This is a genomic window from Pseudoalteromonas sp. PPB1 (assembly GCF_015356275.1).
In the GTDB taxonomy this organism is placed as follows: Bacteria; Pseudomonadota; Gammaproteobacteria; order Enterobacterales; family Alteromonadaceae; genus Pseudoalteromonas; species Pseudoalteromonas rubra_D.
This window is the reverse complement of record NZ_JACEQV010000007.1, coordinates 144,492-160,042: the sequence shown is the minus strand read 5'-3', so window position 1 is coordinate 160,042 and position 15,551 is coordinate 144,492. Positions and strand designations below refer to the sequence as shown.

Sequence of the window (15,551 nt, the reverse complement as noted above, 5' to 3'; positions counted from 1 at the left end):
ATAGCGATTTTGTAAATTAGAAGTGTTAGGACAATGTCAAAGGCTATGTCACAAAACAAAAAAATGAGCCTAACAACCCGTATTATGCTGGGCATGGTATTGGGTGTTATTTTGGGTCTGTTAATACAATCCATACTAGGCGATAAGCCTGAAGTTTCAATCCCTCTGGGCCTGTTCGATTTGCCGGTCAAAGGCTTTTTCGTTGATGGTCTGTTCCACATTGGCGGACAAATTTTCATCGCTAGTCTAAAAATGCTGGTTGTGCCTCTGGTCTTTATTTCTCTCGTTGTCGGCACCTGTAGTCTGAGCGATCCAAAGAAACTCGGTCGTCTGGGTGGTAAGTCCATTTTGCTATATTTATCCACTACGGCTATCGCAATAACAGTGGCTATCTCACTTGCTCTGCTCGTTAGTCCAGGTGGTGGTGTTGAAATTCCAACTACCGCGACATTTAATGCTCAACAAGCACCCACACTCACTCAGGTTATTATCGGGATGTTCCCGACCAACCCGATCAATGCAATGGCAAGTGGCAATATGCTTCAGGTTATTGTGTTTGCACTGTTGTTTGGTATCGCTATGGCATTAAGTGGTGATGCTGGTAAGCGCTGTGCAAAAGTATTCGAAGATTTAAATACCGTAGTGCTAAAGCTGGTAACCCTGTTGATGAACCTGGCACCCTATGGTGTTTTCTGTTTGATGGCCAAACTATTTACCAGTATTGAAATGGACCTGATTGTCGAGCTGGGTAAATACTTCCTCGTTGTTGTTGCAGCCCTGCTGATCCATGCTTTTGTCAATTACAGTATTTTGCTAAAAGTGCTGACAGGCCTGAGCCCACTCACCTTCCTGGCAAAAATGAAAGATGCCTGTATGTTCGCATTCAGCACATCAAGCTCAAGTGCCACTATGCCTGTGACACTGGAAACGGCCACCAAAAAGCTAGGCGCTAATAACTCGGTCGCCTCTTTTACCGTACCTCTGGGCGCAACCATCAACATGGATGGCACCGCCATCATGCAAGGGGTTGCAACTGTCTTTATCGCACAAGTCTTCGCTGTAGATTTAACCCTGAGTGACTATCTGATGGTCATTCTGACCGCCACTTTGGCTTCAGTTGGTACCGCAGGTGTGCCAGGCGTCGGCCTAATCATGCTGGCTATGGTCCTTAATCAGGTTGGCCTGCCTGTTGAAGGGATCGCCATCATAATGGGTGTTGACCGTCTACTGGATATGACTCGTACCGCCGTAAATGTTACCGGTGACTGTATGGTAACTTGTGTGGTGGCCAAGTCTGAGGGTGAACTGGATACCGAAGTATTCAATGATGCCGATGCAGCCAAAGCACTGGAAGAAGACATCGACTTAGACAAGCTGTCGAAAAAAGCTTAAGTGAGTAAATAAATACCAAAAAAGGCAGGTTGCTTAAGCACCTGCCTTTTTTATTTGTCAGCCTCGCCTCACAGAGACAACAAACTACTTCTTGTCATGAATGGCATCAAGACGCGCTAACAAGCTCGAGGTATCAAAGCGACCGCCCCCGAGTGCTTGTACATCGGCATAATATTGGTCGACCATTGCAGTCAGTGACAATGAAGAGCCATTGCTGCGCGCTTCGTCCAGTGCAATGCCCAAATCCTTGCGCATCCAATCAACGGCAAAGCCAAAGTCATACTCTCCCGCTAGCATGGTTTTATAACGGTTTTCCATCTGCCACGAACCCGCTGCACCTTTGGCAATTGTCTCAACCACTTTTTCACCGTCCAGGCCAGCCTGTTTCGCAAAGTGAAGCCCCTCAGCCAACCCCTGTACCACACCAGCAATACAAATCTGATTCACCATTTTGCACAACTGACCTGAGCCCACTTCTCCGAGGAGCTGACTAAAACGACTGAAGGCCGCCATTACGGGTTGCACACGCGCAAATACTTCAGGGTCACCGCCCACCATCACGGTTAATACCCCATTTTCAGCGCCAGCCTGGCCACCTGATACAGGCGCATCCAGAAATGCAACGTTTTGCTCGGCAGCTCGCTGCGCAACCTCACGTGCTACCTTAGCCGAGGTTGTCGTGTGGTCAATCAAAACGGTATCCGGCTTCATACCAGCCAAAACCCCATTATCGCCATACACAACGGATCTCAGGTCATCATCGTTGCCCACGCACATGAATACCAGCTCAGCATCTGTAACGGCTTCTTTGGGTGTTGCAGCAAATGCCCCCTGATACTGCTGCGCCCAGCACTCTGCTTTTGTGGTTGTACGGTTGTAAACGGTCACCTGATGACCCGCTTGTTGTAAATGACCGGCCATGGGATAGCCCATCACCCCCAATCCGATGAATGCAACTTTGACTGACATAAATTTGTCCTATTTGGCTGTTAAGCTAGAAAGATGGAGTTGTTATACCTGAGCCATCTAGCCATGGCAAATGAAAAATACCAGCTATGAATCAAGTGATTAAAAAGAAAAAACATCAAGGAGCCTGACAGGATGGAGAACATTTATCGTTTCAGCGTGAAACTACTTAACGGCGAGACGCTGGCACTCAGATCCTTACAAGGCAGACCCGTGTTGATCGTCAACATTGCCAGTAAATGTAGCTTTGCACCGCAGCTGAGCGCATTAGAAAAGTTATACAAAAAGTACCACCCTATGGGATTAGAGATTATTGCCTTTCCCTGCCATCAGTTTGGCCGCAATGAGCCACTGGAAAACGAAATGCTAAGGGAGTTTTACCAGTCGCACTTCAATCTGAGCTTTCACATTTCAGAAAAAATACTGGTGAACGGTCCGGATGCTCACCCACTCTTTAATTACCTCAAGGTAAATACACGGGGGATCGCGCAAAACCGCGCTATTAAATGGAATTTTACTAAGTTTTTAGTAAACTCAGAGGGCGTTTTATTGTCCCGCTATGCGCCCAGGACAAAGCCCGAAACCTTAAAATCGATTATAGAGAGTCAAGTGTCCAATGAGAGTCGCCCTATTCAGTTCGCAAAAGTATGAGCTGCCATTTTTTGAGCATGCACTTACCCAGTTTCCTGATATTGAGTTTGAATTTTTTGAGCAAGCACTAAACGACAAGACTGTTGCACTGGCGCAGGGGTTCGATGCCATCTGCGTGTTTGTGAACGATCAGGTTGATGCCAATGTGTTAGCCGAACTGGCTGAGTTAGGTGTTCAAAGTATTGCATTACGCTGTGCAGGCTTTAACAATGTCGACATAGAGGCAGCGCACGCCTTGGGGATCAAAGTAGTACGTGTCCCTGCATACAGTCCTGAAGCCGTAGCCGAGCATTGTATTGCCCTGATGCTGACACTGAGCCGTAAAACCCATAAAGCCTACAACCGGGTACGTGAAGATAATTTTGACCTCAACGGCTTACTGGGTTTTAACCTGCACAACAAAACCGTCGGTATCATCGGCTGTGGTAAAATTGGTCAGGCTCTGGTGGCCATTCTCAACGGCTTTGGCGCGCATGTGCTGGTCTACGACCCAAATATCGGGGAAGGCTCTTATACGCAAGTATCATTAGATATGTTGCTTGAGCAAAGCGACATCATTACCCTGCATTGCCCACTCACAGATGCCACGCATCACATGATCGATGACGCTGCGTTTGACAAAATGAAGCAAGGTGTAATGCTGATCAATACCAGCCGCGGTGCTCTGGTAGACAGCAAGGCCTGCATCCGCGCGCTGAAATCCAGAAAGCTCGGCTACCTTGGCCTGGATGTGTATGAGCAGGAATCTGAACTGTTCTTTAAAAACCGCAGTGATGAAGTGATTCAGGACGATGTTTTTATGCGCCTGGCCAGCTTTCAGAATGTGCTCATTACCGGACACCAGGGGTTTTTCACCAAAGAAGCCTTAACCGAAATCGCCCACACCACAGTGACTAACCTAAACGCCATTCGCACTGGGCAGACGCTGGAAAATCAGGTTTGATTATTTCATTCTTCACCACACCAGCTCTTCTGCGCAGTTAAATAGAGTTGGTGTGGTGATAATAAAACAGCGTTACGTCAGCGCTGTTTTGTCAGCCTCACTGAACCAGTCCAGGTGATTTTGTCTGAACAGCTCCAAACCTCTTTGCCTTATTCGCTCTACCCAGTCTTCGGCAACCATTGCACCTACCTCATAATCATGTACCGCGACCTGCTCAAGGATCCGGTGCTCGTTGTCTATGGTAGTTGGCATAAGTGCCGCGTCATCAGTATTGACGCAAACTGCTACCGGGCCTTTTCGTAACCCAAACTGATTAAATTTTTCTCCCTTTTTTAACCAGTTTTTATTCGGTGGATCCCAACGATAGATAGGGTGTTCTTTGTAATGCTCAAACCGGCCAATAAAGATGTTAGACGTTGGACAGGCTTCGATGACGATACCTAAAGCGGCATAGTGTTCCATCTGCCAATCCTGAATGGCTTCGTAGAGCGTCAGTTCTGCCGCAGATACGGAGTCAAAGTACCGGCCATGACTAAAGCCAAAGGTTTGTGCACTTTGCTGAGCGGAACAGCCTACGCTTAACAGCGTACCTCTTCTTTGACTAAATTCAGGGTCTCGGTTTGCAAACAGATACTTCTCCCAAAGCTGTATATGTTTTGTATGGCCTGCCACTTTTGATTGTGCACCAAAGTCCATAACCCAGCCGCTCAATCTCGGGTCAAACTGTCCAACTTCAGGCAATTTAAGTGCCTGCTGCGTATCTGATTTGAGAATGATGGGACAATTGCGCCTGAGCAACCAGGCATCGTATAAACGTTTGGGTGGTTGGGCTTCGCCATACAGGAACTCGCTCCAATAGTGGATTTTCTCCTGCAACAGAGGCAACACACCGACCATCTCAGGTACAGATTGAATGACCGACAGGGCCTTTTGATGGCACCAGACTAAGTTATCTAAATGCTCACCCACGGACAGATAGGCCCTGTCTTGCCTGCTGGCCCACTTTTTAGGACAAACACCCATGGCCAGTGCATGACCTAATCGGTCGCCCACACCATAATCACAAAATACGACTGCTTCATCTATTGCTCGCATACCAGATAAAAGATGACTAAAGTCCTCTCCAGCATGGACTGTAATAAATGGTTTAGGTAAGCGATTAAACTTCACACCCTGAGTTGGATATTTACTATCACGCAGCACCCGCAGTGCTGGCGCAAAAACTTCCACAGGTAACTCGTTTTCATTTCCAGCCACATCAAAACCACGGATCGCTTTGCGCAGGTCCAGGTATGTAAACTTCGCAAGTCCTGATATCGTCTCACACTCTTGCTCAGAAAAGGTAACCGAATGCGTAAAGTCCTGTAATAGTTCCGTCTGCTGTCTGAGGGCATGACGACGCGCTTCCTGAAGTTTGTCTTCTCGGCTGCCCGAACGCGTAAAGTGCAACACAAAGTGCGTATTTTCGGCAAACGAGTTCAGATACAACTGCTTTAGCGAGGCAAAAAATGCATCGGGCTTTATTTTTTGATTTTTCCCTTTTAGTAAAGTGTTGGGTGTTGTCCTGAACTCTCGCATCACCCCCTTATCCAGGTCAGCTTCGAGTGATTCATTCACAACACCAGCGCCAAGCGTATGGCTTTCGCCTCGCTGATATCGAGCGCCAAATCTAGACACCTCAACAAACTGAGATAAACCGACTCCCGACACCAGCATATAATTTCGCAAAATATTTGTCAGACGCGCGAGCAAAAGCAAAGATCCTGACTCGATGCGTGACTCCACCAGAAGTCCAGTTAAGTACAACAACCAGCGCTTTGCCGAGGGTTGAGACTCACAAGTGGCTTTGGCAATAAATTGCTGTGGCGCTGTCTCTGCTTCGTAACACTTAATCGCATCCAGCGTTTTGTGCTCAAACTTATCGCCCGATGTGGTGTTGTCACGATACTGAATGGTTTTGTCATTGGTAAATACACCATGAGCTAGCGCGTCGCCAATCAGGCAGCACTGAGTAGCAATATCTTGTTTATTTAAGTAACCACTTTCATACACAGTGTATTCAGGTCTTACAGGCCAGTGAAACTTGTTTTTAATTTCAGCGCCATACAGGCAAAAGCTCAGTAAGCTTGGGCCAAGATAACCATGCCCACCCAGATGCACGTGATTGTCAGCAAACGACTTACTCATTCGCCTTGGCAGTGCAAATGGGCACTGAAATGACTCAATACAATGCGCTAATTCAGACACCGAGAACTCAAAATTGACGTGCAGATCCGCATAGGCCTGGGCAATGACCCAGCTGCCGTCAAGCAACGACAGTAAAGCTAGCCAGTCACTCAAGCGTTGCGGTTTTACAACAAAACAGTTGCCCTGCCAGTCCAGATACTCGTTTGCCAATGACGACAACAAAGGCCGTAGCGTGGTATTGCCGTTTGATAATTGATACAAACTTATCATCGCCTGTACATCATCTGTACGCAGCTTACGATGCACATAAGGCTGGTAATCGAGGATTGCCTGAGTAAGCAATTCAATATCGTGAACACGTGACTTTACCGGTAATATATCTGGCAACACCAACCTGTCGGAGGATAAAAACGCCGCCAGCACCGCGGTGCTATCAGTTACCTTGAACATCGCCCAGATCCAGCTTTAGAATTGCTCTAATTAGATTTTGTAATTTTTCGTCTAGCTGCTCAAACACTTCGGAATCAAAAAATTCATGGCCGAGTTCATATATCGCAGATTTAATACCTAGTAGTCTACGGTATAAACCAACTCGCTCGCTATTACTATAATTACTTTTCACACTTAAAGAGTGCTTTAAAATATCGATAATTGTGTGTTCTGCTTTAATCCTTCCATCATCTATAAGCGTAAGCAGAATATATTCCAATGACTCTACTACTCTTTTCGGGTTAGTTCTTTCAGGTAAAAATGAGGCTAAAAAATCCAAAGAGTTTTCCAATGATTTATAGCGAACCTTTTCAACATCATCGTCATTGCTTGGCTTGTATGCCTTTTGTTTTAAATGCGTTCCTCTCAACCCACTGCCCAATTTAAGCAAAGGTATAGTTTCACCTTTCACAACAGTACAAATAGTAAATATAGGGTTACTCACAACCGCATTGTTTAATAGTGTCAGAAAATTAATATCTTTTTCTTTTGCAGCACCTCCCTTTTCCGCCATGTACTCTTGCGTTAGTATTTTTATATTTCTTTGATAAACGCGCTCATATTTCGCTATATCCTGCTCTTTTCGGACAGTTGAAGCTTTAGCACCAACTAAAACATTTGCATAGATTGCCTCACCACAAATACCACTACGAATAATAGAATTTATAACATTATATTTAAAGCGAACAACCATGTCTGTCAAATGCTCATTTGGCAACTTATTATTCCCATAATTTGACTTGACAACATTCATAGCGGTGAATGTACTATTGAAGCAATACGATAGAAAGGGAACTAACTTATAATCCTTTAGTTTTGTTAGCAGCTCTTTGTTTTCATCCTGCCACTCCCGTATCTTAGTACATATTACTAAAGTACTCGTTGTGAGAGTATTGTGCTCATCAACACCTTCATAATCCTCACCTTCAAGTGCAATTTTCGTATCAACTAAACTTGGCAAACTATAAAATGGCTTTCTTGTTAATATGTTGTGAACATCATTAATTAGTGCCCCATCATCTTTTTGACAGGTAAGCGAGTAGACCAAAAGCTCAAAAGCTCGACTAAAGAAAACATACCTATATGTGTTAGAAAGAGCTGAGTAGAAACTAGACTCCGTATAAATATCCAAAATTAGATCTTCATTTTTATAAATCAAACCTGACTTATTGCCACCTGTTTTTTTATACAATCCATTTTGACAAGCTGCTTCTATCAACCCTTCGTTCTCTAACTTATACTCTTCACCAAAACTGCTCGCTTCGTTGATAGTTTTCTGTGTTATGTATAGCTTATCAACTAAAAACTCCAATGGGGGCATTGATTTTAAAGAGCACCTATTAGCTTTCGTTACGTCACCGAAAGCACTCTCAAGCAGCTCTTTGTTTTTTAACTTTTCCCCACCCTGCTTAAATAACTCTCCAAGCTTCTCTCTCTGTTCTTCCAGTACGTCATACTTTGCCCATGGATAAAGACTCGTATCACTCTGTTGCGCGATATTAAATGCCAGAATTTTGCGAATATCAAAGACCGTTTCGCTGTCGTGTAGTAACGACAAAGCAGACTCGGCAAAGACCAGGGCTTCGCCATTTTTCTTCTGCATGGCCCAATTTTTAAAATTGTTGTACAGCACAATCTGGTTGCTGATATCAGCATCCTTTTCAGACTGCTCAAGTGATGTTGGCGGCAAAGAGCGAACCAGCTGGGTTAGCTCCCGGGCCGACTCCGGCATGGTCCAGTTCCTCCTGGCATCACGGTTGCGACAAAGAAAGTAAAACTGATTGAGCACGCTTTCCTGATAATCCAGATATGAAATGCTGAGCGCACTGTCTGGTCCATATTTGAGCTGCATTTTATTGAGCAGGCGCTCCACCGAGAACAGATTAATTCGCATTGGCGAAGGAAAGACCTTGGTCAGATAAGCCATAGTTAAATGTTCACTCAGCTCCTTGCCTTTGTCCGTCAGCTTTGTGTCCTGGCAGCGATTGTCATAGGCTTTGTCATCAAAGTGCTTCTGAGTCATATGCTCATACAGCTTAATTTCACCACTGACTATCGGGATCAAATAAGGGCAGCCCAGAAAACGCCTAACGTCGTCAACCACTTCAAAAGCCCGCTCCATTGCCATATCTACATCGTCGATTGAAACCACAATGGCCTTACAGCCTAATATTTTTATGGCTGATTCAACAAACAAGTGAAAGTAGCTTTCCAGCTGAATACCCGAGCTATATTTCAGGATTTTGTCTATCCCGATTGCGCCGTTAAATTCACAGGTTTTACCCATCGCATCTGCCAGCTTTTTTAATCGGCGGTGGAAGTCATCGCGATCATTTCGGGATTGCTCATCGCAGCAATTAGAGCGTTCAAGTTTGTTGTTAACTGCCTGATATATTTGCGCCACGATGACATTTGCAAAGGAGTCTTGTGCCATCAACATGGTTGGGTCTATCACGTCAAGAAACAACAGAGCGTCTTTCTTATCACTGTTTTCACTACGCCACATTGCTTCGCAATTGCGCAAAAACACCGTTTTTCCTGAGCCCCTGGGGCTGGTAACCAGAATTGCATTGTGCGATAACCAGGTTTCCCTTGGGTTAACTGCCCTGCCTCTTCCATACTGCTCTGCGTCATTTAAAATCGCGGTTAAGTTACTAACCAGCTGTTGCCTGGCATATACCTGCCAAAGCTCTCCACTGCCAGTTGACGAACTAAAATCATCATTGAATTCAGCCCGGTTTAAATCAAACACATAACCTTCACTCATTACTACTTCCTTAACCCTTTAATGATATTAAATGCGCTGTCATGGACTTTGTAATGGTCACCCATGATCTCTTTATCCAGTCGCGCTACATTGTCTTTTTCCAGTTGGAATAAACTCGCAAACGCGTCTGCCTGCACGCGCTCCAGCTCAAACCTGCCACAGTTAAAGCTCGCTATTTCATACTCTCGCTGCAATCGTTTAAGGTTATGAATCATGATTTGATTTCGCGTCGTTGCAGAGGTATATCCGAACAGCCGATTAACCATATAAGTGCCAACAAAGATAATCACGTTTATTATTCCCGCAACCGCAACCATTTGCGGTGTAAAGCAAAATAGGAACAATGACAAAAACAAAACAACTTGCAAAAAGGGTAAGGTATGAAGCAAATTCTCTTTACGATATGCAAATTTAGGGTTGTATCTTGGGCCTAAAATTATTGCTAAGCAAAGATGGCGCAGGTGCAACTTTTGACGTGTACACACTATCAATGCGACGAGAAATACGGGCAGGCCTAACACAATGGCCATGTTGAGATCATAACCATCATGGAGTGTCTGTATCGCAAACAGGTTGAGCTTTGGGAATGCCGCATTCAGCCCAAAATAGCTCAAAAATACAAAAGCAAGAATGGCCGAGTTTGCACTGATAGTGCGGGTCAACTTGCTAAGTTTTTGATATTTGAGATATGCGGGCTGATAAATGTTGTTGATAAACCAGTTAATTTCACTAATCACCGGATCCTGAGGGCTTTTTGGGGGAAGCCTCCCGCTGACTACACAGTTTTCCATCTTATCCTTGTTCCTATGAATACACATCAATTTGATAAACAAGATTCATCAAATTGATACATTAACGTCACAAGATATACAGGTTGAAGCGGCTTAGCAACTAATCGCGATCAAAGTTGCATTTGTTTCTAGCGTGCGGTTGAATTGGTCACTACTCGATTGAATAAAACACTAACCCTATGTGTTTAAATACAAAAAAGCCCGGCAATACCGGGCTATTCAGAGCTCAATTTGCCACTGTTACTTAAAGAACGCTACATTAGCAAAGACGCAGTCATCAGCACCGGGCAAACAAAGCGCACATACTGGGCAAACCAGTACATTTTTCCACTGCACTCCAGAGCAAGCTGGTTACCACGACGCCATATCCAACCGACAGTAATAAAGTAGAACAGGCCCATCAATGGCAGCTGATATTGGGTGAATACCTGTATGACCAGACCAAATAACCAATCAAAATTCATGATAATGGTGCCTGAACAGACGAACAGCACCAGAGTCACCATCCAAGTTGCCTGTGAGCGCTTGAAACCGTGGTTTTCGACCAAAAATGACACCGGAATTTCGGTGGATGAAATGGTTGAAGTCAGCGACGCTATCGACATCAGCACAAAGAAAGTCAACCCGACGAATAAACCAATCTCGCCCATGGTCGCAAATAACTCTGGCAGAATCGCAAAGATAAGCCTACCTTCGCCAACCAGTTTACCATTTTGAAAAACTTCAACCCCATTGTTCTGAGCGATAAACAAAGCCGGGATGATCAATAGCCCAGCCAGAAATGCTACGCCAGTATCCAGCATTGCCACGCTGAAAGTCAGTTTAGGCAGGTTCTCATTTGGTTTCAGATAAGAGCCATAAATCATCATGCAGCCTACGCCCAGGGACAAAGAAAAGAATGCCTGCCCCATTGCTGCAATGATTAATTCAGGATCACCAATTTTGCTGAAGTCTGGCACCAGATAGGCTTTGAAGCCTGCCGCAGCGCCTTCTAACGTGCCCATGTAAGCAATCAAGGCAACAAGCAACAGCAGCAATAGCGGCATTAAACGGCGAGACCAGGCCTCAATTCCGGATTTCACCCCCTGCAAAATAATCGCAGCGGTCAACAGCAGCATCAAAGGGGTAAAGATAAAGTTCCGTAAGGTTGAATCACCCGACAAAAATTGGCTGGCGGCATCCCAGCCAGCCAAACGTGCGAGCGGCTCAAGAGAATGCGCCAACATCCAGCCAGCAACAATAGAATAGAAACTGAGCATAACAATGGCACCGGCAAGACCGATGTAACCTGCAGACGCACCGATTTTAGGCTGCCTTTCCTGCCACGCCTGCTTGAGCGCTTTCACGGGGTTGGCTTGCGCCTGATGACCCAGATACAACTCCGTATACAAAGCAGGTAATGCCAGTAAGAATATGACGATAAAGTAGACCAGCAAAAACGCGCCACCACCGTGGTTCGCTGCCTGAGTGGGAAATCCCCAAATATTACCAAGTCCGACTGCCGCACCGGCTGCCGCTAACACAAAGCCCAGACGGCTTTGAAAACCTTCACGCACTTGAGCCATAATCGAATGCCAAGTTAATTATTGTTGTAGACTGGCGATTATACGCACTTGTAAACAAATTGCGAGTGTCAGTTCGGGCAAATCGGAACAGCCAACAGTGACAAGGGTTATGCCCCCAGAACAGAGCTGGCCTGTCGGCCTTAACCTGGTACAGCAAGCTCGAAAGCACAGCTCAGCAAAGCTTAAAAACTCGAACCAGGGGTTTTCAAAAAAGCCAATTCTTCAGCGCTCGACTCACGCCCTAAAATGGCATTGCGATGGGGGTAACGGCCAAACTGTTCAATGATTTTTTTATGCGCCAGCTCAAACTCATAGTTTGGTAATGATTTAAACAAGGCATCCGCCTGCTGATGTACGCTCAGACTTTCACTGTGCATGTAGGGTAAATACAAAAAGGTGCGCTGGGTTTTCTCTAGTTGCTGATCAAACCCTTTTTCAACGGCGTGCTGCGCTAAACACAAAGCCAGCGGATCGCTGGCAAACGCTGCCGGCGTGTCGCGGAACATATTGCGCGAAAACTGATCGAGTACAATGATTTCACACAGCGCGCCCACCGCAGTCTTTCGCCATTCAGCCAATTCTCCGGCCACAGCCTGCTGGTGTATGTGGGCAAACCGCGCCGTGATTTTATTGTCGAACTGTATCGACTTTTGCCACCAATCCTGTTCCTGACATTCGACAAACCAGAACTGATAAATTTCCTGATATTCCATGGACACACCTGTGAGTAATTGATTTCGGTATCAGAGCGAGTATTACCCGCTCCCGATAAAGTGTCCAGTCTGACTTACCAGTTCCCTATCTTATGCCGCTTCCAGTAATCGGCTGTGGATCGCCTGCACAACTGCATCCGATTCCGTTTGCTCAACCAAAAAGCACAGATTATGGCGACTTGCACCGTGACAGATCAGGCGAATATTAAAATCTGCCAGTACCTGCATCAGACTCGCTTCACCATGACGCAGCTGGATCTCAGAGCCTATCATAGCCACCAGTGTCAAATTGTTTTCGACACTGACCTGACAAAACTCTCCCAGCTCATCCAGGCAAGCCTGCGCCAGCTCGGGGCGTGCGGCATTTGGCGCATTGTCCAGCGTCAATGCAACGCTAATCTCAGAAGTGGTTACCAAATCAACCGAAATATTATATGCACTCAGAATGGTGAATATACGTGCCAGAAAACCACTTGCAAGTAGCATTTCCGGGCTCTTCAGTGTTAAGAGGATCTGATTCTTACGTTGTGTAACTGCACGGATCCCAGGTTCCGAGCGGTTGTTCTTTTCAATCCAGGTGCCACCAGCATGCGGGTCTTTACTTGAGCCCACAAACACTGATATTCCGCTGCGGCTGGCAGGTAATATCGTTGCAGGATGTAGCACTTTAGCACCAAAGGTTGCCATTTCTGCGGCTTCATCAAAGCTCAGCCGGGCAATTGGCTGCGCTTTTTGGCACAAACGCGGATCTGTACTGAAGATACCTACGACATCCGTCCAGATATGTACACTGCGTGCTGCAATTGCCTCAGCCAGTAGCGCCGCACTGTAATCAGATCCGCCACGTCCCAACGTGGTGGTTTGTCCCTGATTATCACTGCCTATGAACCCTTGCGTGACCACCACCTGCTCCTGCAATAAGGGGATTAAATGAGCCTCGGCGGCTTCACGTGTTGCGTCAATATCTGGCACTGCCTTACCAAACTGGCGGTCCGTTTTAAGCACCTGTCGCACATCAAATCGGCTGCAGGCGACCCCTAAATCTCTCAGTACCTGAGTAAACAGATAAGATGAAAAGCGCTCTCCAAAACTCAGCATTTCGTCACACTGCTGTGCATCCAGCGCAGGTAATTGAGCAAGTGCGTGAAAGGCATCCCGTGTTGCATTAAACCCCGCTTCCAGATCAGCATCGAGCGTTAGACATGCCAGAATACTCTGTTGAATATCCATAACAGACTGAAACAGTGCCTGGCGTGCCTCTGCGTCGACTTTTTGCTGCGTCAGGGTTACCAGGTGATTCGTCACACCGGCGCTCGCGCTCACGGCCACAACACGGACATTCGGATCATCGTGGACTATCGTGGCGCATCGCTGCATGGCTTCGAAGTTTGCAACACTGGTGCCACCAAATTTAGCAACGACATACTGGGAATTCATTTTATCTCCTTGGGATCACACTGGGTGATCAACATCAATAAGGAGAACTTGGCAATAGGATGGACTAACCATAAAGAAATGACCTCTGCCAGAAGCTCTCCACCTGAAAACGGTGACAGTCCCGAGGATTCAACCTCAAGGACCGAAAAATCACGCTGACGCAACCTGACTTTTCTCGGCGAGTACTTCCCTCACTGATGGTCACGGGTAATCGTCACCTCACATCAGCTACCTAAGCATCGCGCCTCTTCTGTTTATTTTGCCGGGGTTTAACTGAATCCTGGCAAAATAAAAGCCCGCATTTTAAGCGGGCTTGAAAAAGGTATCTTTTAGACGTCTAGGTGTCAAGCACAAAATTGTCCCTGTCACCAAAATTTAAATAAATTGCCCCATAAAATAGGCGCCCGCATAGCCCGCCGTATAGGCAATTAACAAGTACAGGCTCATTCTTAAGTAGCTAGTAAAAGTTAGTGCTTTTACTTTACTCATGGCAATGATCCCCGCGGCAGAGCCGATAATCAGCATGGAGCCACCGACACCCGTTGCATAAGTAAAAGTCAGCCACTGCTGAGGGCTCATGACAATGTCCGCCTTTAACAACGCAGCCGTCAGAGGTACGTTATCTACCGCAGCACTCATCAGGCCAACGAGGTAACTGGCATACTGAGGATCAATGAATTCATACAACTGGGTAAACATATTCAGGACACCCACCTCTTTCAGTGCCCCAACCAGCAACAATACACCGACGAAAAACAGCAAAGTGTCGTACTCTATCTCACGAATATAATCGATGATCTTTTTGTTGACGTCTTTCTTGCGCATCAGAAACTGCGCCATCAAAAACATCACCGACAGGCCACACAGGAAAGTCAGCATAGGTGGGACTTGATATTGCACGCTCAGGTACAGCGTGGTGAGTACGGTAGTCATAAAGATAACGGCAATCGTAATGTCCGTTTTCTCTATCCGACGCAGTGCTTGCTTTTCGAATACCAGTTGATCTTTCATGCCAATGGACAACAGCGTAGCCAGCAGCAACACACTGACAATCGAAGGCGCAACCAGCAGCAGGAGATCGGGAATGGTGACCTTGCCAGCCAGGAAAATCATCAGTGTCGTGACATCGCCGGTGATGAGCGATACACCGCCTGAGTTAACACTAAAGATGATCAGTGTGGCATACTTAATCAGCTTTTTTGGGTCGAGTTTGAGTGACATGACCACAGCGAGCGAGATAAGTGTCGCAGTAATGTTGTCAGAAATCGAAGAAAACAAGAAAGCAAAACCGCCAACCAGGAACATCATTTTACGTTCGCTGATCTGAGTTGGCATCACACGATGCACAATGTTTTGTATAAAACCTTTGGAATTAAGGTAAGCAACAAAGGTCATCGCAGCCATCAGGAATAACCACAATGTGGCGATTTCCAGAATGTTGTGATCGAGCCGATGTTGTATAGTTTCTGAGCTTTCGCCATGGATCGGAGAGATAAATAGGATAATCCAACATAAAGTGCCAAAAAAAAGGGTCGTTTTGGCCTTGTTTACATGGATAATATCCTCTATAACGATAAGCACAAAAGCGACCGCTATCAGGGTTAGGATAATGGGCGTGACCATATGCGTAAACAACCTGTAATTAAAAGT

The 15,551-nt window shown here is 46.0% G+C and carries 10 protein-coding genes, 1 pseudogene and 1 riboswitch; of the genes and pseudogenes, 3 read left to right on the top strand and 8 right to left on the bottom strand.

The window, feature by feature from the left end; genetic code table 11:
• The first annotated feature begins 45 nt into the window (after nt 1–45).
• Nucleotides 46–1,392, top strand: a complete 1,347-nt coding sequence (locus tag IY568_RS09390; RefSeq protein ID WP_194867407.1) for a dicarboxylate/amino acid:cation symporter — start codon at nt 46–48, stop codon at nt 1,390–1,392.
• Nucleotides 1,393–1,476: 84 nt separating this feature from the next.
• Here the strand turns inward: IY568_RS09390 and IY568_RS09385 are convergent, their stop codons facing one another.
• The gene (locus IY568_RS09385; RefSeq protein ID WP_125564020.1) at nt 1,477–2,361 is read right to left on the bottom strand and encodes an NAD(P)-dependent oxidoreductase; all 885 of its coding nucleotides are present in this window, start codon (nt 2,359–2,361) and stop codon (nt 1,477–1,479) included.
• A gap of 132 nt (nt 2,362–2,493) precedes the next feature.
• On the opposite strand from IY568_RS09385, the gene IY568_RS09380 reads away from it, so the two are divergent.
• Together IY568_RS09380 and IY568_RS09375 are read left to right on the top strand one after the other, a co-directional pair.
• Entirely contained in the window at nt 2,494–3,009 is a 516-nt protein-coding gene (locus IY568_RS09380; RefSeq protein WP_125564019.1) for a glutathione peroxidase, read from the top strand.
• Nucleotides 2,975–3,952 carry a 2-hydroxyacid dehydrogenase gene (locus IY568_RS09375; RefSeq protein WP_125564017.1) on the top strand — a complete coding sequence of 326 codons (978 nt, stop codon included), beginning with the start codon at nt 2,975–2,977 and terminating at the stop codon, nt 3,950–3,952. The genes IY568_RS09380 and IY568_RS09375 overlap by 35 nt, the downstream gene beginning before the upstream one ends.
• 72 nt (nt 3,953–4,024) lie before the next feature.
• Here the strand turns inward: IY568_RS09375 and rdrB are convergent, their stop codons facing one another.
• The 7 genes and pseudogenes from rdrB to nhaD all read right to left on the bottom strand — a co-directional run bounded on the left by rdrB (nt 4,025) and on the right by nhaD (nt 15,524).
• Nucleotides 4,025–6,589 (bottom strand): antiviral RADAR system adenosine deaminase RdrB, encoded by a 2,565-nt coding sequence (gene rdrB / locus IY568_RS09370; RefSeq protein WP_194867406.1) that lies wholly within the window; start codon nt 6,587–6,589, stop codon nt 4,025–4,027.
• Nucleotides 6,573–9,395 (bottom strand): hypothetical protein, encoded by a 2,823-nt coding sequence (locus IY568_RS09365; protein ID WP_194867405.1) that lies wholly within the window; start codon nt 9,393–9,395, stop codon nt 6,573–6,575. Before IY568_RS09365 ends, rdrB begins: the two co-directional genes overlap by 17 nt.
• A 2-nt stretch (nt 9,396–9,397) precedes the next feature.
• Nucleotides 9,398–10,186 carry a hypothetical protein gene (locus tag IY568_RS09360; RefSeq protein ID WP_125564012.1) on the bottom strand — a complete coding sequence of 263 codons (789 nt, stop codon included), beginning with the start codon at nt 10,184–10,186 and terminating at the stop codon, nt 9,398–9,400.
• A 240-nt stretch (nt 10,187–10,426) separates the two neighbouring features.
• A pseudogene (locus IY568_RS09355) lies at nt 10,427–11,751 on the bottom strand (sodium-dependent transporter).
• A 182-nt stretch (nt 11,752–11,933) separates the two neighbouring features.
• A complete protein-coding gene (locus IY568_RS09350) occupies nt 11,934–12,464 on the bottom strand; it encodes a DUF924 family protein (protein WP_194867403.1) in 531 nt (176 codons plus the stop codon).
• Between the two features lie 90 nt (nt 12,465–12,554).
• Nucleotides 12,555–13,901, bottom strand: a complete 1,347-nt coding sequence (gene lysC, locus IY568_RS09345) for a lysine-sensitive aspartokinase 3 (protein WP_125564007.1) — start codon at nt 13,899–13,901, stop codon at nt 12,555–12,557.
• Between the two features lie 84 nt (nt 13,902–13,985).
• A riboswitch (Lysine riboswitch) is annotated at nt 13,986–14,159 on the bottom strand.
• Between the two features lie 117 nt (nt 14,160–14,276).
• Nucleotides 14,277–15,524: a sodium:proton antiporter NhaD gene (nhaD, locus tag IY568_RS09340; RefSeq protein WP_125564005.1), complete on the bottom strand. Its 1,248-nt coding sequence runs from the start codon at nt 15,522–15,524 to the stop codon at nt 14,277–14,279.
• Nucleotides 15,525–15,551: the final 27 nt, after the last annotated feature.